General features: G+C 39.2%; 22 protein-coding genes. 10 read left to right on the top strand and 12 right to left on the bottom strand.

All coding sequences use genetic code 11. From position 1 onward, the window contains the following. Positions 1 to 373: 373 nt before the first annotated feature. The 4 genes from thrS to rplT all read left to right on the top strand — a co-directional run bounded on the left by thrS (position 374) and on the right by rplT (position 3,686). The gene (thrS, locus tag RM545_RS06930) at positions 374 to 2,320 is read left to right on the top strand and encodes a threonine--tRNA ligase (protein ID WP_311494585.1); all 1,947 of its coding nucleotides are present in this window, start codon (positions 374 to 376) and stop codon (positions 2,318 to 2,320) included. A gap of 23 nt (positions 2,321 to 2,343) precedes the next feature. Next, on the top strand, positions 2,344 to 2,895 hold the full coding sequence (gene infC / locus RM545_RS06925; protein WP_311484962.1) for a translation initiation factor IF-3: 552 nt from the start codon (positions 2,344 to 2,346) through the stop codon (positions 2,893 to 2,895). Positions 2,896 to 3,008: 113 nt separating this feature from the next. Beyond that, positions 3,009 to 3,206 (top strand): 50S ribosomal protein L35, encoded by a 198-nt coding sequence (gene rpmI, locus RM545_RS06920; RefSeq protein WP_011708523.1) that lies wholly within the window; start codon positions 3,009 to 3,011, stop codon positions 3,204 to 3,206. Between the two features lie 135 nt (positions 3,207 to 3,341). Beyond that, on the top strand, positions 3,342 to 3,686 hold the full coding sequence (gene rplT / locus RM545_RS06915) for a 50S ribosomal protein L20 (RefSeq protein ID WP_311484959.1): 345 nt from the start codon (positions 3,342 to 3,344) through the stop codon (positions 3,684 to 3,686). Between the two features lie 129 nt (positions 3,687 to 3,815). Here rplT and RM545_RS06910 read toward each other — a convergent pair whose 3' ends face one another. The 10 genes from RM545_RS06910 to tgt all read right to left on the bottom strand — a co-directional run bounded on the left by RM545_RS06910 (position 3,816) and on the right by tgt (position 15,745). Next, positions 3,816 to 5,864, bottom strand: a complete 2,049-nt coding sequence (locus RM545_RS06910) for a cation:proton antiporter (protein ID WP_311494584.1) — start codon at positions 5,862 to 5,864, stop codon at positions 3,816 to 3,818. A gap of 20 nt (positions 5,865 to 5,884) precedes the next feature. Beyond that, positions 5,885 to 6,319, bottom strand: coding sequence for a secondary thiamine-phosphate synthase enzyme YjbQ (locus RM545_RS06905; RefSeq protein ID WP_311494583.1), 435 nt, complete (start codon positions 6,317 to 6,319; stop codon positions 5,885 to 5,887). Between the two features lie 549 nt (positions 6,320 to 6,868). Continuing rightward, a complete protein-coding gene (locus RM545_RS06900) occupies positions 6,869 to 7,372 on the bottom strand; it encodes a DUF4411 family protein (protein WP_311494582.1) in 504 nt (167 codons plus the stop codon). Continuing rightward, positions 7,369 to 8,496 (bottom strand): ImmA/IrrE family metallo-endopeptidase, encoded by a 1,128-nt coding sequence (locus RM545_RS06895; RefSeq protein ID WP_311494581.1) that lies wholly within the window; start codon positions 8,494 to 8,496, stop codon positions 7,369 to 7,371. The genes RM545_RS06900 and RM545_RS06895 overlap by 4 nt, the downstream gene beginning before the upstream one ends. A 123-nt stretch (positions 8,497 to 8,619) precedes the next feature. After that, positions 8,620 to 9,438, bottom strand: coding sequence for an amidohydrolase family protein (locus RM545_RS06890; protein ID WP_311494580.1), 819 nt, complete (start codon positions 9,436 to 9,438; stop codon positions 8,620 to 8,622). Between the two features lie 4 nt (positions 9,439 to 9,442). After that, positions 9,443 to 10,627 carry an asparagine synthetase B gene (locus RM545_RS06885; protein ID WP_311494589.1) on the bottom strand — a complete coding sequence of 395 codons (1,185 nt, stop codon included), beginning with the start codon at positions 10,625 to 10,627 and terminating at the stop codon, positions 9,443 to 9,445. Between the two features lie 130 nt (positions 10,628 to 10,757). Further along, positions 10,758 to 12,317, bottom strand: a complete 1,560-nt coding sequence (dnaB, locus tag RM545_RS06880) for a replicative DNA helicase (RefSeq protein ID WP_311494579.1) — start codon at positions 12,315 to 12,317, stop codon at positions 10,758 to 10,760. Between the two features lie 167 nt (positions 12,318 to 12,484). Further along, positions 12,485 to 13,438 (bottom strand): acetyl-CoA carboxylase carboxyltransferase subunit alpha, encoded by a 954-nt coding sequence (locus RM545_RS06875; protein ID WP_311494578.1) that lies wholly within the window; start codon positions 13,436 to 13,438, stop codon positions 12,485 to 12,487. Between the two features lie 98 nt (positions 13,439 to 13,536). Then, the gene (locus RM545_RS06870; RefSeq protein WP_311494577.1) at positions 13,537 to 14,613 is read right to left on the bottom strand and encodes an LptF/LptG family permease; all 1,077 of its coding nucleotides are present in this window, start codon (positions 14,611 to 14,613) and stop codon (positions 13,537 to 13,539) included. A gap of 1 nt (position 14,614) precedes the next feature. Beyond that, on the bottom strand, positions 14,615 to 15,745 hold the full coding sequence (gene tgt / locus RM545_RS06865; protein WP_311494576.1) for a tRNA guanosine(34) transglycosylase Tgt: 1,131 nt from the start codon (positions 15,743 to 15,745) through the stop codon (positions 14,615 to 14,617). A gap of 176 nt (positions 15,746 to 15,921) precedes the next feature. On the opposite strand from tgt, the gene RM545_RS06860 reads away from it, so the two are divergent. From RM545_RS06860 to RM545_RS06850, 3 genes are all read left to right on the top strand, one after another. Continuing rightward, the gene (locus tag RM545_RS06860; RefSeq protein ID WP_311494575.1) at positions 15,922 to 16,767 is read left to right on the top strand and encodes a transketolase; all 846 of its coding nucleotides are present in this window, start codon (positions 15,922 to 15,924) and stop codon (positions 16,765 to 16,767) included. A gap of 123 nt (positions 16,768 to 16,890) precedes the next feature. Next, a complete protein-coding gene (locus RM545_RS06855; protein WP_311494574.1) occupies positions 16,891 to 17,844 on the top strand; it encodes a transketolase family protein in 954 nt (317 codons plus the stop codon). 116 nt (positions 17,845 to 17,960) lie between these two features. After that, positions 17,961 to 18,563 carry an outer membrane beta-barrel protein gene (locus RM545_RS06850; protein WP_311494573.1) on the top strand — a complete coding sequence of 201 codons (603 nt, stop codon included), beginning with the start codon at positions 17,961 to 17,963 and terminating at the stop codon, positions 18,561 to 18,563. Positions 18,564 to 18,643: 80 nt separating this feature from the next. Here the strand turns inward: RM545_RS06850 and RM545_RS06845 are convergent, their stop codons facing one another. Next, positions 18,644 to 19,603 (bottom strand): FKBP-type peptidyl-prolyl cis-trans isomerase, encoded by a 960-nt coding sequence (locus RM545_RS06845; RefSeq protein ID WP_311494572.1) that lies wholly within the window; start codon positions 19,601 to 19,603, stop codon positions 18,644 to 18,646. A gap of 78 nt (positions 19,604 to 19,681) precedes the next feature. On the opposite strand from RM545_RS06845, the gene RM545_RS06840 reads away from it, so the two are divergent. From RM545_RS06840 to RM545_RS06830, 3 genes are read left to right on the top strand one after another with little or no spacing between them, the layout of a single operon-like run. Beyond that, positions 19,682 to 20,080, top strand: a complete 399-nt coding sequence (locus RM545_RS06840) for an RNA-binding S4 domain-containing protein (RefSeq protein ID WP_311494571.1) — start codon at positions 19,682 to 19,684, stop codon at positions 20,078 to 20,080. Beyond that, positions 20,064 to 20,657 carry a methyltransferase domain-containing protein gene (locus RM545_RS06835; RefSeq protein WP_311494570.1) on the top strand — a complete coding sequence of 198 codons (594 nt, stop codon included), beginning with the start codon at positions 20,064 to 20,066 and terminating at the stop codon, positions 20,655 to 20,657. The genes RM545_RS06840 and RM545_RS06835 overlap by 17 nt, the downstream gene beginning before the upstream one ends. Beyond that, complete coding sequence (locus RM545_RS06830; protein WP_311494569.1) at positions 20,657 to 21,157, top strand: phosphoribosyltransferase family protein; 501 nt, start codon at positions 20,657 to 20,659, stop codon at positions 21,155 to 21,157. Before RM545_RS06835 ends, RM545_RS06830 begins: the two co-directional genes overlap by 1 nt. Here RM545_RS06830 and RM545_RS06825 read toward each other — a convergent pair. Further along, on the bottom strand, positions 21,152 to 21,670 hold the full coding sequence (locus RM545_RS06825) for a shikimate kinase (protein ID WP_311494568.1): 519 nt from the start codon (positions 21,668 to 21,670) through the stop codon (positions 21,152 to 21,154). The two genes, RM545_RS06830 and RM545_RS06825, sit on opposite strands and share 6 nt — an antisense overlap. Positions 21,671 to 21,714 lie beyond the last annotated feature (44 nt).

Genomic DNA, 21,714 nt, shown 5'->3' with positions numbered 1-21,714 from the left:
GTTCCGGCTTTATCCGCTTTCGCGGATTAAGCCACCATCCCTTGAAAAAAGGGAAGGAGCTATATGCGTGGAAAAAAATACAACACTTTAACCTTTTAGACTTTTCACTTTTTCACTTTTTCACTTTTTTTGCGTTAGGGATAGCAGCGGTATCCTTATAGCGGGATATTTGCCCAAATTTGGCAATTATCGGCACTCATTATTATATACCTTACTGGTCCCCCCACTCCAAAAACCGCTATAAGATTTAGCGGATAGCCCGGCCGCGACCTTTTCTGGGAGCGGAAACGCCCAGATTAATATTTTCCCCAACTTCTATATTGCGCAACCAAGTTCAACGGCTTATCTTTGCTCTTCTAATTAAAAATGAGACATGATTAAGGTAACTTTGCCAGACGGCAGTATCAAAGAATTTGAAAAAGGCGCTACTCCAATGGATGTCGCGAACAGTATTAGTACGGGATTGGCCAGAAACGTGATTTCGGCGAAATTTAACGACAAAATTGTGGAATCGTCTACGCCTTTGACTACAGACGGCGCCCTTACCTTATATACATGGAATGACGATGAAGGAAAAAAGGCCTTCTGGCACTCGACTTCTCACGTGATGGCGCAGGCTATCGAGGAACTTTATCCAGGTTCTAAACTTACAATCGGGCCGGCCATCGAAAATGGCTTTTATTATGATGTGGATTTTGGGGAGCATAAGCTTTCTGAAAATGACTTCGGAAAAATTGAAAACAAAATGTTAGAGATTGCCCGCGGAAAGCACGATTTTAAGATGCGGGAAGTTTCCAAGGCAGATGCTCTTGATTATTATAAGAAACAGGATAATCCGTTTAAAGTTGAATTGATTGAAAATCTTGAAGACGGAACGATTACATTTTGTGATCATTATACTTTTACTGACTTATGCCGCGGCGGACATATTCCGAATACCGGAATCATTAAGGCGGTAAAACTGATGAGTGTTGCCGGTGCATACTGGCGTGGCGATGAAAAGAAACCTCAACTTACCAGGGTTTACGGTACTTCTTTCCCAAAACAAAAGGAGTTAAAAGAGTATTTGGAACTTCTGGAAGAAGCTAAAAAGCGGGATCACCGTAAATTAGGACGGGAGCTGGAGCTTTTCACTTTTTCGCAAAAAGTAGGACAGGGATTACCTTTATGGCTACCAAAAGGTGCTGCTTTGCGTGAACGTCTTGAAAATTTCCTGAAAAAAGCACAGAAAACTGCGGGATACGAGATGGTTGTGAGTCCGCATATTGGTCAAAAGGAGCTATATGTAACTTCCGGGCATTATGCAAAATACGGGGAAGACAGTTTTCAGCCAATAAAAACTCCGAATGAGGGAGAGGAATTTTTGCTGAAACCGATGAACTGTCCTCACCACTGCGAAATTTATAACGCCACTTCCTGGAGTTACCGGGATTTACCAAAGCGTTTTGCGGAATTTGGTACGGTTTACCGCTATGAGCAGAGCGGGGAGTTACACGGACTCACCCGGGTACGAGGATTTACCCAGGATGATGCACATATATTCTGTACTCCAGATCAGTTAGATGATGAATTTAAAAAAGTAATAGACCTTACCTTATATGTATTCGATTCTTTAGGATTTGAAAATTTCACTGCTCAGGTTTCTTTAAGAGATCCTGAAAACAAGGAGAAGTATATTGGAAGTGATGATGTTTGGGATAAAGCTGAAAACGCTATTATTACAGCCGCGAAAGAAAAAGGCTTAAATTATGTAGTAGAAACGGGAGAAGCTGCATTTTACGGTCCAAAGCTGGATTTTATGGTGAAAGATGCGCTTGGCAGGAACTGGCAACTTGGCACCATTCAGGTAGATTATAATTTACCGGAACGATTTGACCTGACATATAAGGGAAGTGACAACGAAAGTCACCGCCCTGTCATGATACACAGAGCACCTTTTGGAAGTATGGAGCGTTTTGTTGCTATTCTGCTGGAACACACCGGGGGGAACTTCCCGCTATGGTTAATGCCGGAACAGGCTATTATACTCTCACTCAGTGAGAAATATGAAAAATACTCCCAAAAAGTTTTAACTTTGCTGGAAAATCACGAAATTCGCGCCCGTAAGGATAACCGAAATGAAACCATCGGGAAGAAGATTCGTGAAGCTGAAGTTGGGAAATATCCATATATGCTGATCGTAGGAGAACAGGAGGCGAATGATGGTACGGTTTCTGTACGTAAACACGGGGAAGGCGACATTGGCACAATGCCAGTAGAAGCTTTTGCTGAAATTGTAAATAATGAAATAAGAAAAACGCTTAAGACGTTTGAAGTTTAACCAAAAATAGATTAGCCATAGCAATACGAAGAAAAAAATCGAAAAGGCCCAGTACAAGGAGAAAGGAAGACGAACACAGAATCAACGATAAAATCCGCGCTGAAAAAGTGAGGCTTGTTGGCGATAATGTGGAAATGGACGTTTACCCTATTAAGGAAGCCTTAGCAATCGCTGAAGAATTAGGTGTGGATTTGGTAGAGATATCACCAAATGCTGAACCGCCGGTTGTAAAAGCGATGGACTACAAGAAGTTTCTTTATGAACAGAAGAAACGAGAAAAGGTCATGAAAGCAAAGGCCACTAAAGTTGTAGTCAAAGAAATTCGATTCGGGCCTAATACCGACGACCATGATTACGAATTTAAAAAGCGTAATGCTGAAAAATTCCTGAAGGATGGTGCGAAATTAAAGGCTTTTGTATTCTTTAAAGGTCGGTCTATTGTTTTTAAAGATAAAGGTGAAATCCTGTTATTGAGATTGGCCACAGACCTTGAAGAGCTTGGGAAAGTTGAACAAATGCCAAAGCTTGAGGGTAAACGTATGACTATGTTTCTGTCTCCAAGAAAGACGAAATAATTTCCTCACCCGGAATTTCAAAAAAGAAATTCCGACCTCTCCAAAGGAGAGATGAAAGAAGAAATTTCTATTTGAAAAAGATTAAGAGAGTTTAATTATAAAAGAAGGACAGCATGCCTAAGATGAAAACAAAATCCAGTGCCAAAAAGCGTTTTAAGCTTACAGGTACCGGTAAAATTAAAAGAAAGCACGCGTTTAAAAGCCACATTCTAACAAAGAAGTCTAAAAAACGTAAGCTTGCCCTTACTCACAGTACCTTGGTACATGATGCAGATAAGGATAATGTTAAACTTCAATTACGTTTAAAGTAAACTGAAGCTCTTAACGGTTTAAACAATTTAAAAACCCTGGAGTTGGGCAACACTTCGACTGGGCTCAGTGCGACAGTTTGAAGTTTAAGTTAAAAGTGCCGGTTACCGGCCGCCTGCTACAAAAACAATTAAAATATGCCAAGATCAGTAAATTCAGTTGCAAAGAGAGCCAGAAGAAAAAAGGTTCTTAAGCAAGCAAAAGGTTACTTCGGACGTCGTAAAAACGTTTGGACAGTAGCAAAAAATGCGGTAGATAAAGCGATGCTTTATGCATACAGAGACCGTAAAACCAAGAAGCGTAATTTCCGTTCATTATGGATTATGCGTATTAACGCTGCTGCCCGTCAGCAAGGATTGTCTTATTCACAATTCATGGGGAAAGTAAAAGCCAGCGGAATCGATCTAAACCGTAAGGTTTTGGCCGATTTGGCAATGAACCACCCGGAAGCGTTTAAAGCAATCGTTGACAAAGTAAAGTAATTAAATAACAGATTATACTCTCTTATATCTAAAATCCGGTTCTGCAAAGAGCCGGATTTTTTATTTCTTACTAGTGAATAGCGAAAGTAAGATTCACTAAATATAAATTTCCTGCTAACTACTGCTTTCCTAAACCTCCTGCATCGGGTAGATAAGGATAAAACTGTTATTTTTAAACTGGTTGTTAAGATAAGAAGAAGTTTCTACCATTTTCTGCTGATATGAAATCTTGTTTCTTCGGCTTAGCACAATTATTAAGTTATCGTTCTTTCCAACGTCTTTGGATATATCTTCAAATCGGGACCAATCAATAAACTCCCGAAAAGAACATTCCACAGCATGTGAAACCTGAATATTTTTAATCAGCTTTAAAGTCTCTGTAGTTGCATAGAAAACCAGTTCCGCACCAGAATTTTCAGCAATGTTCCAGATTTTATTTATCCAGAACGGAAATCCGATCTCCTTTTCTGCATTTTCCGGAACAACGATAATATGTTTCTTTATCGTCGCTAATGGCTGTGCAGGTTTATAGATTAGAGTTGTGGTATTACATCTCGCTAAAACCCCTTCAGTGAGTTCACCAAGAAAGGAATCGGAAATTCCCTCTTTTACATGAAGACCAATAATAAGATCGGTTATTCCGTTTTCCTTAACCGCACCTGCAATTCCGTTTACAATATTCAGGTCGTACCTAAGAAGCTCCTGCAGATGATTATCTGTTGCCGATGCTGTAACCGCCGCACGATGCAAAACTTCTCTCGCCTTTTTTTCAGCTTCGGGATTTAAAGAATTATTATCGATAATCGTGAGAGCATAAAGTCCCTTGCTCTTCTTTTCAGATTTTATGGATAGCCCAAGATGAATGAGTTCATCCAGGGTCTCGGTATTACTAACCGGAATAAGAATTTTTTCGGAATTACCCCTCTCCCCTGCTGTTGCTCCTGTTGATAATCCTACTTCTGATAAGGCTAAATTCCGGGCTCCTTTTTGTGCTACAAAAGATGCCACTGTACAAGTCACCAGGATCATTAGAATCGTTCCGTTAAGAACATTTTCATTTAACAGTCGTACAGGCTCCCCGGTTTCTGATTCACCTAAAATTATATTATAGCCAATGATTACGGCTGCCAGCGTTGCAGCTGCCTGGGCATTACTGAGTCCGAAAATCAGCCGGCGTTCATCAATAGAGAAACTGTAGGTTTTCTGCGTAAGCCATGCCGCAAGGAATTTTGCCAAAGTTGCCACGATGGTCATAACCGCGGCTATCCAAATCGCCTCCCATCCCTGGAAGAACACCCTGAAATCTATAAGCATCCCGATTCCGATAAGGAAGAATGGAATAAAGATCGCATTCCCGACAAATTCCACCCTGTTCATCAATGGTGAAGTGCGGGGAATGAGTCGGTTTAAGGCTAATCCGGATAGAAATGCACCAATAATCGCTTCAATTCCGGCAATTTCAGCTAAAATTGCTCCAAAAAAAACTAGCGCCAGGACGAAAATATACTGGGTGACGTTATCATCATATTTTTTAAAGAACCAACGTGCTATAACGGGAAAGACAAACATTACAATCGCACCAAAAGTCAGAACTGAAACAGTCAGTTTCAACCAGAACGCAGTGTTCACTTCCCCTTTGGTCATCCCAACAATTACCGCTAGCACCAGGAGGGCAAGAATATCGGTAATCATTGTTCCTCCTACAGTGATATTCACAGCGCGGTTCCTGGCCACGCCCAGTTTACTTACTAGCGGATAAGCAATCAAAGTATGTGAAGCAAACATACTCGCGAGAAGCACTGAAGTTAATACCGAAAACTGGAAAATATAAAGGCCGGTAAAAATTCCCATTATCATTGGAATACTAAAGGTAAACATCCCAAATACGAAACTCTTTTTAGTGTTCTTCTTAAAGTCGGCGAGATCTATTTCCAGCCCGGCGAGGAACATAATATAGAGCAGCCCTGCAGTTCCCGAAAGAATAATTCCGCTATCGCGTTCCATCAGGTTAAGTCCGTTAGGGCCAATAACTGCTCCCGCCAGGATAAGGCCCAGCAGGTTTGGAATCTTTATTTTGTTCAGCAGGATTGGCGTGAACAAAATAATAAGAAGGATAACCAGGAATTTTAGCACCGGATTCTCCAGTGGCAGAGAAATATCCAGTAAGGCTACAGTCATTATTTTTTTACTGTATTAATTTACCGATTACGACTTACGCCGAAGGCGGTAAGAACAAGTTTTCTCGTCCCACCATGGTTTCTATGCTCGCACAAATAAATTCCCTGCCAGGTCCCTAAATTCAGTTTTCCATTAGTTATGGGTATCTGAACTGAAGTTCCCATCAACGAAGCTTTTATATGCGCCGGCATATCATCAGATCCCTCCAAAGTGTGCCTGTAGTACGGCTGATTTTCAGGAACCATCTTATTAATATGGCTTTCGAAATCGTCCCGCACCGTAGGATCGGCGTTTTCGTTTATAGTCAAACCTGCGGAAGTGTGCTTGATAAAGGCCTGGAACATCCCGCTTTCAATATTGGAAATCTCCGGAAATCCTGATAAGATCTCCTCTGTCACCAGGTGAAATCCTCTTCCTTTTGCAGATAATTTTATTTCTTTCTGAAAAACTTCCATCTATATTTATTTTGATTTAAACTTTCTGTTTTAGTGCTAATATATGAATAGGATGTTTAATGGTGCATTAAAAGATATATCTTGACGAGGAAAGTTAGCTTTCATTGAAAATCCGGTGAGCGGTAGTAAGCTTAAAAGCAATTTTTTACAGATCTCGAAAAAGTCACTTCTTCCTTTCCTTTTTCCCTCTGGGTGACTGAGAAGTCCGCTGCTTGTTGTACTTGTTTATTATAGGCACAAGGAAAATAAGAATATAACCGATAACAAGAATGGGTTTTGTTATATAGTCATTATCCAGGACATATAAAGCAAAAACTGTAACACTTACTACTATAAATAAATATTTTAGATAGTTTAATAATTTCATAGTTATTCAGAAATTGATTTTCTTGGTTTGTTAGTGGTATAGCGGACTAGTATGACGACAAGTTGTGCGGAGTTTTGGATGCAGATTTGTCGGCTTAACCTATTGTTAATTGATTTTCTAAATTACACTTTTTCGCCAATGTTCGTTATTAGCAATGAAGCGAGATTGCCGGCAGTGTGAGACTAAAAACTTTCTCGTAATTCTCGCATCATTTTTATGGTGTCAACATATTCGACACCAAACTGATTACAGACTTCCGGAATTTTAACCCTATTTTTACGATCTGGTTGGCTGACTTCATAAGTAACAATTTTTAAATCATTCTCCATAGCATACGCGACGAGCCAGGGATCTGCTAAGTCAGTTTCTAAAAATTCTTGTATAGCACGTTCATTAAAATGATTACTCATTGAATTAACCCATTGAACTATTTTTATATAATTTGACAAAACATGTTCTGAGCTTTTAAAGAAATTATCATTTAATTTGGCGGTACACCAATCTTTCAAATCATCTTCGTGGGAACTATTATCATAAATTTCTGCCCTTACTTTATCTAAACTAATAATTATTCCTCTTGAAGCTAAATCTTCAGTCTTATTCCAAAAACTTGGTACTATGTCAAGGGGATAAATGGATCTATGGGCTTGTATGAAGAAGTTCGAATCGAGTAAATATTTCTTCATACCTGATAAAGATGTTCATTCATAAATTTATCATAGGTATTACCCTTTAAATTCGTCAATTTGTAAGCATCTCTGTAAAGGAGATAATTCTCTTTTACCGCTTTGTTAACATAATTAGCAAATCTCGGACTAACCCTTTTCTTAGAAGTTGCATAGAAATCTCCACCGGAACTTTGTTGCTCTTTTTTAGCCTTAAATTCACTTATGTAACTATTGTAAAAACTAAAAAAGGAATCTTTGGAAATTAAATTTAGATCCAATGCTCGCCTAGCAATAACGATTGGACTAACCTTAAAATGTCGGCTTAAAATTTTAAAATCCTGAATTTTCTTCCATTGATCAATGAAATAACTCTTTGGTACTAAAAATTCGGCAGCAACTTTATCACATAAAATTTCAATAGGGTCATTAGCAGGTAACATGAAATTGTTGTCAAAACCAGCACTTTCTCCCAGCCAAATATGTGCTAATTCGTGTATTAAAGTAAACATTTGAGCTGCTTTAGCATCTCCAGAGTTTATAAATAGAAACGGAGCTTTTTTATCAACTAAAACAAATCCTCTACATTCATCTACACTAATTTTTCTTTTAGTATTATTTCCTACCACTCCATTAAAAGTTACTATAACTCCGATTTCTTCTATCTTGGAAGTAATATAATTTAGAGTATCCTGCCAATTTTGATGTCTACTTGCCCAATTTTCTTCTAGCCCCAGCTGATTTCTTATGTCATCTACAATATCATTATAGCTCTCATTAACTTTAAATTTACCAACAAAATTTAAATCTTGAAATCCGTTTTCATCCAAATATTCCTTTAACCAGGCTTGTCTATCCTGTAACATTTGGACAGTATGATATGTATTTAAAGAAACATTTTGTTCTTCTTGATTTCCAGTTCTAAAAAAAGGAATTTCTAATTCTTCTTCTGGTGGTTCATTTAAAAAAAGATATCCAAATGGAACGTGAACTTTATGAGTGAAATCTTCTAATTGTTTAATAGTCGGATTTTTAGTACCATCTATCCATTCTCGTACTCTCGGAAATTTTACAAAAAAATCATGTAGTTCATAACCAGCTCTGGTTATTGCCCACTCAATTAACTTAGAATTTATATTTTCCACTCTATTTACCACGATACAAATATATGCAATTTAAATCTTGAACTCGTATTGCCTACTGTCACCCATATGATCCCACCAAAAGCTTCCAATAACCTATAAGATAAATTATCCAGCAGGATCCACTTAGGAAATATTATAAAATTCACATGCTGTACCGCCCATGACCTTTTTCAGATCTTCTTCTGAATAGGCTGAGAAATAATCTTCTACGATCTTTACGCTCTCGTTGTAACTTCCACCGCTTAAGGAAACCGGCCAGTCAGAGCCAAACATCAGCCTTTCAGTTCCGAAGGATTTAACCACCACATCAAGAAAAGGAGAAAAATCTGAAGAATTCCAATCTTTTCCGGCTTCACTGAGTAATCCCGAGATTTTACAGAACACGTTCTTATTTGCTGCCAACTGCTGAATATCCTGTTTCCATTGCTCTGACGGTGCTTTTGAAAAATCGGGTTTTGCGAGATGATTCAAAACAAATTTCTGATCAGGAAATTTTTCAGCTAAAGCTATGGCTCCGGTTAACTGATAAGGGAAAACAAGGATTTCATATATAAGGCCGAAATTTGCCAATTTTGATACTCCGCTTTGAAAAGCAGGATCTGTCATAAATTCTCCTTTTTCATCATAAACCGTGTTTCTTACGCCCTTAAACAGCTTATTTTCAGAAAAACGGGCCAAAGAAGCTTCAATTTCTTCGGAATTCAGGTCTACCCAACCTATAACAGCCTTAATAAAATTGTTTTCAGCTGACAAATTCAGTAAAAACTCTGTTTCCTCTTCAGATTGATGCGCCTGCACCAGAATAGTACCCTCAAAATTGACATTTTTGAGCATCGGCTTTAAATCTGCCGGTAAAAAATCCCTGCGAATATGCTCATCACTAATCCAGGAATATTTTTCAGGATCAAAATGCCAAAAATGCTGATGCGCGTCAATCTTCATAAGATCAGGTTTTCTGTTTTTTCTTCCTGGCTGCCGGAAAGAGCACATTATTCAGAATAAGTCGGTATCCCGGCGAAGTTGGGTGTAATTCCAGTTCGGTTTTGGGATCTCCAACCCTGTGCGTATAATCTTCGGGATCGTGGCCGCCATAAAATGTGAAAAATCCTTTGCCTTTTATTCCGTGGATATACCTGGCTTCGCCGTTGAGTTTGCTTTCCCCCATTACCAGCACATTGGCTTTAATATTTTCAGGATTATAAGCGGTGGTCTGTCCCATAAAACCTTTCACCAAACGGGTGTGATTCTGGGTAAGCATCGTTGGCACCACATCCCATTTTGCAGAGAAATCCATCAGCGTGAAATAATCACTTTCGGCCGATATTTGCCTTTTTTGGGTCATATCTATAGAGGAAAACTCATAGACCATCGGGCTGCGTTCAAGAATAAAATCTGTAAAAGCGAAGGTATTGGAATAATCGATTTTGGACTGGTAACCGGGTTCGCTGGGGTCACCATCGAACATTGGTTCTGCGATATCCACACCTTCTGCAGACAACGCAATATCAAAACTGTCTGTCGCGCTGCACATCGCGAACATAAAGCCGCCGCCCACTACGTAATCCCTAATCTTAAGCGCCACTGCCAGTTTTTCTTCAGAAACTTTATCGTAACCCAGTTCTGCAGCCAAAGCTTCGGCTTCTTTTTTATCTTCTATGTACCAGGGCGTGGTTTTAAAAGCGCGGTAAAATTTGCCATACTGCCCCGTAAAATCTTCGTGGTGCAAATGCAGCCAGTCGTATAAAACCAGCGCATCATTTAGAACTTCCCTGTCGTAAATCGTTTCATAAGGAATTTCAGCATAAGAGAGTACCATCGTAACCGCATCGTCCCAGGGTTTGTTACCCTGCGGGGAATAAACTGCAATTTTTGGAGCTTTTTCCAGCTCTACAGTTTCCATATTTTGTGACGGACTGCTGATTTCTTCCAGGATCTGCTCCGTTTTACTATCGCTGATGACTTCAAAAGAAACTCCGCGAATCTGGCATTCTCTTCGCAGGTCTTCGGTATCTGAAATAAGAAAAGAACCTCCCCGGTAGTTTAAAAGCCAACGGACTTCAAGCTGCTTTTCGAGGGAATAATAAGTAATTCCGTAGGCTTTTAGGTGATCTGCCTGCCCATCGGCATCCATAGGGATAAGAATATTGGAAGACCAACCCTGAAAATTGGCAATTATCAGCCATAAAAAAACCGCCAGAAACCCCTTCAGTTTAAAAGGAATTCCGGCGGATTTATTTTCTGCTATTGTTGTTTTTCTATTCTTAAAAAGGCACGTCGCTATCGTCATCATTAAAGTCATCGTTCATAGAGCTGCCAAAAGCTTCATCTGCCGTTGGGCTGGGTAAATTTTTACTACCAAAATCATTTTCGTCTTCCCCTCCACTGTTCATTTTCGAATGAAATTCAAATGGAGAATCAAACTCCTCCAAGTTATCAAATTTACCAAGATGTCCAATAAATTTCAACCTGATATTCTCGAGTCCGCCATTACGGTGTTTCGCCACAATAAATTCTGCCTGGCCATCTGTAGGAGTACGTTCTTCATCATCCCATTCATCAATTTTATAATATTCGGGCCGGTAAATAAAGGAAACAATATCGGCATCCTGCTCGATCGCTCCAGATTCCCTAAGATCAGAAAGAAGCGGCCTTTTACTACCTCCCCTGGTTTCCACGGCACGGGACAACTGCGAAAGTGCGATAACCGGAACACTTAGTTCCTTAGCCAGCGCCTTCAGGTTACGGGAAATTGTAGAAATTTCCTGTTCCCGGTTTCCTCCCTTCTGGCTTCCTCCAGCCGTCATTAACTGCAAATAATCCACAACAATTAATTTGATTCCATGTTGTGAAGCGAGACGTCGTGCTTTCGCCCTGAGGTCGAAAATTGACAAAGACGGGGTATCATCTATAAATAAAGGCGCTTTTTCAAGATCCTTCACTTTTACGTTTAGCTGTTCCCACTCGTGCTTTTCTAAGTTTCCGGTTCTTAATTTTTCTGAAGACAATCCGGTTTCAGAAGAAATTAAACGGGTGATAAGCTGTACTGAAGACATCTCCAGGGAGAAAAATGCTACGGGCATATTTTGTCCCACTGCAATATTTCTCGCCATAGACAAGGTAAGAGCCGTTTTACCCATACCAGGACGTGCTGCCACGATAATTAAATCACTGGGTTGCCATCCTGAAGTTAACCTGTCCAGCTTTTCAAATCCTGAAGGAACACCACTGAGACCTTCTTTATTGGAAATCTCCTGAATTCTATTCTTCGCCTGAATTACAAGGCTTTGCGCAGTTTCTGTAGATTTTTTTATATTACCCTGTGTGACTTCGTATAATTTTGCTTCAGCCTGGTCCAGCAAATCGAAAACATCGGTAGATTCATCGTAAGAATCTTCAATAATTTCATTAGAAATTTTTATAAGGCTTCGCTGTATATATTTCTGAAGAATAATACGTGCGTGGAATTCAATATGCGCTGAAGATGATACTCTCTGGGTTAGCTGAATCAGGTAATAATCGCCTCCAGCCTTATCAAAATTGCCGTCTTTCTTAAGTTGGTTAGAAACGGTTAATAAGTCAATCGCCTCTGTATTTTCAAACAGCTTATGTATAGCCTCAAATATGAGCTTATGAGAACTTTTGTAGAAAGCTTCTGCAGTTAAGATGTCGATGATTTCATCTACTCCCCTTTTATCAATCATCATCGCCCCAAGCACAACTTCTTCTAAATCAACAGCTTGAGGAGGCAATTTCCCTTTTTCTAAATTAACGACATTACTTTGTTTGTAACCAAAACTTTGCGGCGCAGTGATATTTTCCATATAACGAAAGTAAAAAAAATGTTAAGACAACCTTATGAATTAACGGTCAACTTAATTAACCGGTAATGAACAATTGCCCTGTTGAAAACTTAATTATTTTGTTGAAAAGGACAAAAAAATCCGAAACTTTAGCTCCGGATTATATTCGTGATGCGGTATAGAATGTATTAGCCTTCAAAAACACCCATTGCTAAATATTTGTCCATTCTTTTTTCAACCAAATCTGCTGGTGATAAGTTTTTAAACTCATCATAAGAGTCCGATATAGATTTTTTTACAGTTGCAAAAATTTCCTCCCGGTCACTATGTGCGCCACCAATTGGTTCTTTCACTATTTCATCAATAAGTTTCTGTTTCTTCATGTCTTTAGCAGTAAGTTTTAATGCTTCTGCCGCAACTTCTTTGTATTCCCAGCTCCTCCAGAGAATGGACGAACAGGATTCCGGAGAGATTACAGAATACCAGGTGTTTTCCAACATCATTACTTTATCTCCAACTCCTATACCTAAAGCACCTCCACTTGCGCCCTCTCCAATAATCACAACAATTATCGGTACTTTTAAGCGTGTCATTTCCAGGATATTTCTTGCTATCGCCTCTCCCTGTCCTCTTTCTTCGGCTTCAAGACCGGGATAAGCACCAGGTGTATCTACTAAACATACTACGGGAATACCAAATTTTTCAGCAGATTTCATAAGGCGGAGTGCCTTACGATAACCCTCGGGGTTTGCCATTCCAAAGTTACGATACTGCCTTGTTTTGGTATTATATCCCTTTTGCTGACCAATAAACATGTAGCTCTGATCATCAATTTTTCCAAGGCCACCAATCATGGCTTTATCATCCTTTACACTGCGATCCCCATGAAGTTCAAGAAAAGTATCACCGCAAATGGCTTTTATATAGTCTAATGTATAGGGCCGGCTTGGATGTCGTGATAACTGAACACGTTGCCATGCAGTTAAATTCTTATATATGTCCTTTCTGGTTTCCCTGAGCTTCTTCTCAATTTGTTTACAGGTAGCAGTTACATCAACATTACTCTCCTCTCCTATATTACAGGCCTTCGCGTATTGTTCTTCTAACTCTTTAATGGGTAATTCAAAATCCAAATATTCCATAAGAATTATGGTGTTTTTTAATTAGCCCACAAATATAACAAACTTTAAAAGGAAGATTTCTATAGTTTCCGTTTAAATTTCAAGTGCACGATATGCGCTTATCTCTTAGACGTAAACAGCAGGTAAATGGCCAAAACACCAAAAACTATATTCGGAAACCACACTGCAAGTAGTGGTGAAAAGGTAGATTGCTCTGCCATTGTACCAAAAACTTTATCGAAAAAGATGAAAATAAAAGCCAGGGTTATCCCTACCGCCAGATTTACGCCCATTCCTCCCCTCCTTTTTTTAGAGGAAACTGCAACCGCAATCACGGTAAGAATAAAAGCTGACACCGGAAGACTCCATCTTTTATAAGCAACAACAAGATACCTGTTAATGTTACCGGCACCACGACGTCGTTCTGTCTCAATAAAATCGTTTAATTCAGTATAATTTAAAGTCTCTGCGATATAGGATTCCGGTGTAAGCTCACCAAATTCAAATGGAAGAATAGTGTCGACGTTTCTCTCGTGGATGATCTCATCCCCATTCTCTCCTACAATCCTCTTATCGAAGTTAGTAAGGCTATAAGTTGAATCTGCTTCATTAAATTCCAGATAAGAAGCACTTATCTTAAATTCCAGTTTATTGCCGTTAAAATGTTCCAGCGTAAAGTTTCTCGCAGTTTTTGTTTTTGGTTGAAAATTACTTGCGTAAATGTATTCATCATCATTGATCTGCCGGTAAACATCACGTGTTTCCTGAACCTGGGCTCCCCTTTTGAGGTATTCATACTTAAATTCGTTAAAACCTTTACTTGCTCTTGGCGCAAGATACATCCCCAACACCAGCGCACCGACACATACTATGGAAGCTCCAATAAGATAAGGACGCAAAAACCTCCAGAAGGAAACACCACTACTTAAAAAGGCAATAATTTCTGTATTATTCGCGAGTTTTGAGGTAAACCAGATTACCGATAAAAACAGGAAAAGCGGAAAAAGGAGATTGGCAAAATAAATAGTAAAATCCAGATAATACTTTGCCACCTCAACGAAAGGTACCTCGTTTTCAAGTATCTTATCGATCTTCTCAGCGAGGTTTACTGTAATTCCAATAGGAATAAAAAGTAAGAGCATCAAAACAAAAGTGCCCAGGTATCTCTTTAGTATGTACCAGTCTAATATCTTCAAGTTATAAGCGTTTATCCATTTGCTTCACCATCTGGTTCTTCCAGGTGGCAAAATCTCCGGCAATAATATGTTTCCTGGCTTCCCGTACCAACCACAGGTAGAAGCCCAGGTTATGTATGGTAGCAATTTGCTTGCCAAGCATTTCGTTTACAGTAAACAAATGGCGTAAATAGGCTTTTGAATATTCGGTATCAACATAGGTCATAGCCGTATCATCAATAGGAGAGAAATCTTCCTGCCACTTCTTATTCTTAATATTTATAGTTCCATGAGCCGTAAAAAGCATTCCGTTCCTTGCGTTTCGGGTCGGCATAACACAATCAAACATATCCACGCCCAGCGCGATATTTTCAAGAATGTTTATCGGAGTACCTACACCCATTAAATATCTCGGTTTTTCCTTCGGAAGGATATCTGTTACAACTTCTGTCATTGCATACATTTCTTCTGCTGGTTCTCCAACAGAAAGCCCTCCAATGGCGTTACCTTCAGCTCCTACAGATGCAATGTATTCTGCAGATTGTTTTCTAAGGTCTTTATAAGTACTTCCCTGAACTATTGGAAAAAGCGTCTGATTAAAACCATACAGTGGCGGAGTTTTTTCAAAATGGGTGATACATCTATCCAGCCACCGATGCGTCATATGCATAGAACGCTTGGCATATTTATAATCACAGGGATAAGGGGTACACTCATCAAAAGCCATTATAATGTCGGCACCAATTACACGCTGGATTTCCATCACATTTTCTGGCGTAAAGGTGTGGTAAGAACCATCTATATGGGATTTGAATTTTACACCGTCCTCTTTTATTTTTCTACGTGCAGATAGAGAATAAACCTGATACCCCCCACTGTCCGTAAGAATATTTCGGTCCCATTTCATAAATTTATGAAGACCTCCGGCTTTTTTAAGCACTTCGGTCTGAGGTCTTAAATAGAGATGGTAGGTATTCCCAAGAATAATGTCAGGATTAATATCTTCTTTCAATTCCCTTTGGTGCACTCCTTTAACAGAAGCAACGGTGCCAACGGGCATAAAAATAGGTGTTTCAATTTTACCATGATCTGTTGTAATAGTACCAGCTCTGGCATTACTGCCGGGATCGACAGATAATAATTCAAAATCCATATATACATTTAAGTGCCGCAAAGATACTCAACATTTGTTGGAAAGAAAGAATTGTGACAATTGATAATTTATGTGTGCTTTTAACACTTAAGGTTATAACTCCTTCAATTAAACTTTGAAAAAGGGATATAATAACCTATTTTTGTTTCAATATCATAACAACAACAACAACCATAATGTCAGACTTTAAGAAATTAGAAGATTTTGCTACACAAGTGCGCAGGGATATTTTAAGGCAGGTTCATAAGGTGAATTCGGGACATCCCGGGGGCTCTTTAGGCTGTACTGAATTCTTTACAGCACTTTATCAGGAAATAATGGAGCACAATACAGATTTTGATATGGATGGAAAAGATGAAGATTTATTCTTTCTTTCCAACGGTCATATCTCTCCTGTATTCTACAGTGTACTTGCCAGGAGCGGGTATTTTCCGGTTAAAGAACTTGATACCTTCAGACTTATCGATTCAAGACTGCAGGGACATCCAACTACACACGAGGGGTTACCGGGGATACGTATTGCCTCAGGCTCACTGGGACAGGGAATGTCTGTAGCTCTTGGTGCTGCACAGGCTAAAAAATTAAACGGAGATAAGCACCTAATTTACACCCTCCATGGAGATGGCGAATTACAGGAAGGTCAAAACTGGGAAGCCATTATGTACGCTGCAGGAAATAAAGTGGACAATATTATCTCTACCGTAGATTTAAATGGACAACAGATAGACGGTAGTACCGAAACAGTGTTACCAATGGGAAATCTTAAAGCCAAGTTTGAAGCTTTTGGATGGGATGTTTTGGAAATAGAAAATGGAAATGATCTTAAACAGGTTATTGATGGCTTAAAAGAAGCTAAACAACGGACAGGAAAAGGAAAGCCGGTTTGTATCCTTATGACCACTGTAATGGGGCATGGTGTCGATTTTATGATGCACACTCACGCATGGCACGGAAAAGCTCCTAATGATGAGCAGCTGGAAAAGGCACTTTCTCAAAACCCTGCAACCCTGGGAGATTATTAAAAGCCCCTCCTGGCCTCCCCAAAGGGGAGGTATGGAATATCATAGGAATGAAGAAAGATTTTTTATTAATTAATTAAATTAACCTCAGCTCCCCTCCTTCGGAGGGGATGGGGGAGGCTTATTATGAAGAAATATACAGATACAGGAAAAAAAGATACACGCTCAGGTTTTGGAGACGGACTTACAGAACTTGGACGCAGCAATCCTAATGTAGTTGCCTTATGTGCCGACTTGGTAGGATCTTTGAAAATGCAGGATTTTATAGATGAAAATCCGGAGCGCTTCTTCCAGGTAGGTATTGCCGAAGCCAATATGATTGGGATGTCTGCAGGACTTACTATAGGAGGTAAAATACCTTTTGCCGGAACTTTTGCAAACTTTGCTACGGGTAGAGTTTACGACCAGATTCGCCAGAGTGTGGCTTATTCAGATAAAAATGTGAAAATTTGTGCTTCACATTCCGGAGTTACACTTGGAGAAGATGGTGCAACACACCAGATCCTTGAGGATATTGGTCTTATGAAGATGTTGCCTGGTATGACTGTAATTTGCACCTGCGATTACAATCAGACCAAAGCAGCTACAATTGCAGTAGCAGAACATAAAGGACCTGTTTACCTAAGATTCGGACGGCCAAAAGTGGCAAATTTCACACCTGAAGATCAAAAATTTGAGATAGGAAAAGCCGTTCATCTTTATGAAGGTAACGATGTTACCATTATCGCTACAGGACATTTGGTATGGGAAGCTGTACAGGCTGCAGAAAAACTTGCAGAAAAAGGTATTAGTGCTGAAGTTATAAATATCCATACTATTAAGCCTCTTGATGCTGAAGCTATACTGAAGTCTGTAAAGAAAACAGGATGTGTAGTTACTGCTGAAGAGCACAACTTCCTTGGTGGATTAGGTGAAAGTGTCGCAAGAACATTATCTGAAAATCACCCGGCTCCCCAGGAATTTGTAGCCACACAAGACACTTTTGGAGAAAGTGGTACACCAGAACAGTTAATGGACAAATACGGCCTGAATGCTGAAGCCATAATTAAAGCTGCAGAGAAGGTTATTAAAAGGAAATAAATCCTTTTAAATATAAATATTAAGAAAAGCCTTTCAATTTTTTTGAAAGGCTTTTTGCTTTGAAAATAAAACCGGAAATTTTATCGTTATCCTCATACAAACTAAACAATGCAATTATGAAAAAATTAATGTTACTCGTGTTACTTTTTTGTGGATCCATAATCATGGCACAGGAAGCGTCTTTTGGGATTAAAGGAGGCTTAAATTACGGAGCTACCGGAGAATACAACGGGCATCAGGAGGCGGCAGGTGATTTATCCTCAAACTTCACTGAAGACGGAGAGAACCAGAGAGGGTTTCACGTAGGGATTTTTAGCAAATTTGAAATCGTAGGCATATTTATTCAGCCGGAACTTTTATACACAAGTTTAAATACTGAGTATAGTGACTTCGATTATAAATTAGATAAAATAGATCTTCCGGTTCTGGCGGGAGTAAATGTTCTGGGACCGCTAAATATCAAGGCTGGTCCTTCTTTTCAATACGTATTGAGCAATGAACTTGAAAATACCAGTCTTCAGATTGGCGATGTTGAGAATGAAATTAGTGTTGGTTATCAATTAGGAGCCGGATTGGAGCTGGGTCGCCTTGGAATTGACGTGCGCTACGAAGGAGCTTTTCAGGAAAACAATACTTTTGGAGAAATGGCTACAGAAAATAATTTCACCATCGATTCCCGCGCTTCACAATGGATCCTGAGTGCTTCCTATGCCTTCTAAGATTAGCTAATCCCTCAACATCCGAACAAAAAAGAGCCCTATTTCGGGCTCTTTTTTTTGTTTATTTTCTTGCAGAGAATTTACTTAAAAAAATCCGGGTCAAGGTAATCTGGAGTTCCGTCATTGTTCGTGTCTGTAAGTTCTAAAGTACCATCTTCACGAATTACTATTTCATCACGGGTAGGAGTACCATCTCCGTCATCATCTGCGTCAGAATGATCAGGAAAATTATCACCGTCAGTATTATCATTAAATACATTTCCATCGTTATCCAGGTCTTCCATCCAGGAAGGGATTCCATCTTTATCGTGATCTGCTTCTACAGTCCGATAGAGGTTTATTTTAAAGATAAGCGGAGCATAACCCGGTATCCCAGAACCAGAAGGAGGAGAAGAGAAATAAGCAAGACCTGAAGGCACAAAAACAGCCCCTATTCCGTAGTCATTCTTCCACGAGATTGTATTATCTGGATTCACATCATACCCTGTAGAAGATTTAAACTCCACAAGACTTTCAGAAAAGCCGGGGAGAACTCCTCCCGCACGTCCAGGCCTCCCATTAGCATCCAAAATAATATATCCCGGTAAATCAAACCACACCGGCGACACCATATTCTCGTTAAAGACAGTTTGATTCATCAACTGTCCGGTATAAGCAACAAGAGTAGAATCTGCCATAGTTGGACGATCGCCCTCTCCTTCCCGTACTTTCAGAATATATAAATCGTACTCAACATCATCACGGGTCACAGATTTTACCATTAAATCTTCAGATTCAAGGAGGGATGTTTTTTCAGAATTCTCTCCCGAGATAGTGTCGAATTCAATACTGTAATCGAAACCTTCAGAAGGATTCTGAAACTCTTCATAATTATAAAAATGAGTAGAAAGGAACTCCACCAATCTTTCATCATCTTCTATTGCCTGCTCTCCCCTATCTCTTTCTTCAAATGTAGGCGTCTCATCATCGTCATCTTTGTTACAGGAGATAAATCCAATACTCATTGTTGCACAAATAAGAAATAACTTCTTTAACCGCATCGTCTATAATTTTAGGGCGCAAGATACAATATTCTTGTATTTTTGCTTAAAGAATAAGATGACATTTAAAGCCGATTTATGAGAGTTGATAAATATTTATGGTGCGTCCGGTATTTTAAAACGAGAAGCATTGCTACCAATGCATGTAAGCAGGGAAAGGTGAAGATGAATGGCGCCAATGTTAAGCCTTCTAAAGAAGTTTTTCCCGCAGATAAAATCCAGGTGAGGAAAAACCAGGTAAATTATGAAGTAGAAGTTCTCGATCTTCCTCCCAGCCGGGTAGGTGCAAAACTTGTAAATTTATATCTTCACGATATTACCCCAAAAGAGGAATTTGAGAAAAAAGATCTGCTGAAATACTCCCAGGACTACTATCGTAAAAAAGGAGCCGGCAGACCAACTAAGAAAGATCGCCGGGATATAGACGACTGGTTCGAAACTGCTCCTGAAGATAAAAAAAATGAAAAGGAAACTTAATCAAAGCTACTGGAGTGAAAGGTATTCATCAAATGATACCGGTTGGGATATAGGTGAAATTTCAACTCCTATTAAAGAATATATAAATCAGCTTCAAGACAGGGAACTAAAAATTTTAATTCCCGGAGCTGGAAATTCCTATGAAGCCGAATATTTATACAAAAAAGGTTTTAAAAATGTTTGGGTGGCAGATATTGCAGAAGCACCTCTGCAAAATTTCAAAAGAAGATTACCGGATTTCCCTGAAAATCAGTTACTACATGTAGACTTCTTCAGACTTCAAGGTAGCTTCGATTTAATCCTCGAACAAACTTTTTTTTGCGCACTGCCCGTAGTCCAAAGAAAAGATTATGCTGAAAAGGCTGCTCATCTCTTAGCCGAAAATGGTCAAATTTCAGGTCTCTTCTTCAACTTTAAATTAACAGAAAACGGTCCGCCGTTTGGTGGAAGCAAAAAGGAGTATCTAACGTATTTTAATCCTCATTTCGAAGTAGAAGTACTGGAAAAGAGCTATAATTCTATTCCGCCAAGACGGGGGAACGAGTTATTCTTTATATTTAGAAAAAAACAGAAGTAATGAAAGACAAGGTTCTTATTTTAAACAAAGCAGAAATAAAACACAAAATTAAAAGAATTGCCTATCAAATCCTGGAGAACAATATTGACGAAAATGATATTATTCTGGCGGGAATTGCCAAAAACGGATTCGAACTTGCAAAACGTTTAAAAGCCGAATTGGAAATTATCTCATCTGTTAGACCGCGGCTTTGCGAAGTGAAAATTGACAAAAAGAATCCCCTGGCTGAAATTACTACTTCCCTTACACCTGAAGAATACAGAGATCAATCGGTAATCCTGGTGGACGATGTACTAAATTCCGGAACAACGCTCATCTATGGTGTCCGGCATTTCCTTAATGTACCTCTAAAGCAGTTTAAAACAGCTGTACTTGTGGACCGGAACCACAAGAAGTATCCTGTAAAGGCAGATTTTAAAGGTATTTCCCTCTCCACCTCCTTAAATGAAACTGTGAAATTAAAATTCGAAAAAGGGAATGACCGGGTAGAACTTCTATAATTTTTCTACGATATCCCGGGCAATTTGTTCCGGATTCCGATTATCGACATTCACAATTATATCTGACTGGTTATAATAGTAAGCCCTTTCAAACAAATGTTTTCTCAGGAACTCTTCCAATTCCGGTTTTGTCTGAAGGTGACTAATCACAGGCCGGTGTACCTTCTCCAGAAATAAACGATCTCTAAGGGTATTTACCGTTGCCTTTAGATATACCGTCTTGGTTCCGGCAGTTCGCTGGATCCAATCAAGATTATTGCCGTAGCAGGGCGTTCCACCTCCTAAAGACACGACCATATCTTCTTTTTTCTCCAGGATATCCCGCAACACTTTATTTTCCAGGTTTCTAAAATAAAGCTCTCCTCTTTTTTTAAAAATACTCTGGATATCGGTTTGTTCTATAAGTTCTATCTGATCATCCAGGTCGACGTAATTATAATTTAAAACTGCCGAAAGTTTATGTCCTATGAGGGATTTTCCTGCTCCCATATAGCCATTTAAAAAAATCTTCATACGCTACTTCGCTAATTTCTAGGTTAATTGAAAACATTTGCAAA

Source organism: Autumnicola lenta (assembly GCF_031846515.1).
GTDB lineage: Bacteria > Bacteroidota > Bacteroidia > Flavobacteriales > Flavobacteriaceae > Autumnicola > Autumnicola lenta.
This window is presented reverse-complemented; position numbering and strand designations above follow the sequence as displayed.

What these genes read in the sequence shown, in the direction of transcription:
- thrS (WP_311494585.1), top strand. Translation starts at nt 374, where the DNA reads ATGATTAAGGTAACTTTGCCAGACGGCAGTATCAAAGAATTTGAAAAA.
- rpmI (WP_011708523.1), top strand. Translation starts at nt 3,009, where the DNA reads ATGCCTAAGATGAAAACAAAATCCAGTGCCAAAAAGCGTTTTAAGCTT.
- rplT (WP_311484959.1), top strand. Translation starts at nt 3,342, where the DNA reads ATGCCAAGATCAGTAAATTCAGTTGCAAAGAGAGCCAGAAGAAAAAAG.
- RM545_RS06910 (WP_311494584.1), bottom strand. Translation starts at nt 5,864, where the DNA reads ATGACTGTAGCCTTACTGGATATTTCTCTGCCACTGGAGAATCCGGTG.
- RM545_RS06905 (WP_311494583.1), bottom strand. Translation starts at nt 6,319, where the DNA reads ATGGAAGTTTTTCAGAAAGAAATAAAATTATCTGCAAAAGGAAGAGGA.
- RM545_RS06900 (WP_311494582.1), bottom strand. Translation starts at nt 7,372, where the DNA reads ATGAAGAAATATTTACTCGATTCGAACTTCTTCATACAAGCCCATAGA.
- RM545_RS06890 (WP_311494580.1), bottom strand. Translation starts at nt 9,438, where the DNA reads ATGAAGATTGACGCGCATCAGCATTTTTGGCATTTTGATCCTGAAAAA.
- RM545_RS06885 (WP_311494589.1), bottom strand. Translation starts at nt 10,627, where the DNA reads ATGGATGCCGATGGGCAGGCAGATCACCTAAAAGCCTACGGAATTACT.
- dnaB (WP_311494579.1), bottom strand. Translation starts at nt 12,317, where the DNA reads ATGGAAAATATCACTGCGCCGCAAAGTTTTGGTTACAAACAAAGTAAT.
- RM545_RS06875 (WP_311494578.1), bottom strand. Translation starts at nt 13,438, where the DNA reads ATGGAATATTTGGATTTTGAATTACCCATTAAAGAGTTAGAAGAACAA.
- tgt (WP_311494576.1), bottom strand. Translation starts at nt 15,745, where the DNA reads ATGGATTTTGAATTATTATCTGTCGATCCCGGCAGTAATGCCAGAGCT.
- RM545_RS06860 (WP_311494575.1), top strand. Translation starts at nt 15,922, where the DNA reads ATGTCAGACTTTAAGAAATTAGAAGATTTTGCTACACAAGTGCGCAGG.
- RM545_RS06855 (WP_311494574.1), top strand. Translation starts at nt 16,891, where the DNA reads ATGAAGAAATATACAGATACAGGAAAAAAAGATACACGCTCAGGTTTT.
- RM545_RS06850 (WP_311494573.1), top strand. Translation starts at nt 17,961, where the DNA reads ATGAAAAAATTAATGTTACTCGTGTTACTTTTTTGTGGATCCATAATC.
- RM545_RS06845 (WP_311494572.1), bottom strand. Translation starts at nt 19,603, where the DNA reads ATGCGGTTAAAGAAGTTATTTCTTATTTGTGCAACAATGAGTATTGGA.
- RM545_RS06840 (WP_311494571.1), top strand. Translation starts at nt 19,682, where the DNA reads ATGAGAGTTGATAAATATTTATGGTGCGTCCGGTATTTTAAAACGAGA.
- RM545_RS06835 (WP_311494570.1), top strand. Translation starts at nt 20,064, where the DNA reads ATGAAAAGGAAACTTAATCAAAGCTACTGGAGTGAAAGGTATTCATCA.
- RM545_RS06830 (WP_311494569.1), top strand. Translation starts at nt 20,657, where the DNA reads ATGAAAGACAAGGTTCTTATTTTAAACAAAGCAGAAATAAAACACAAA.
- RM545_RS06825 (WP_311494568.1), bottom strand. Translation starts at nt 21,670, where the DNA reads ATGAAGATTTTTTTAAATGGCTATATGGGAGCAGGAAAATCCCTCATA.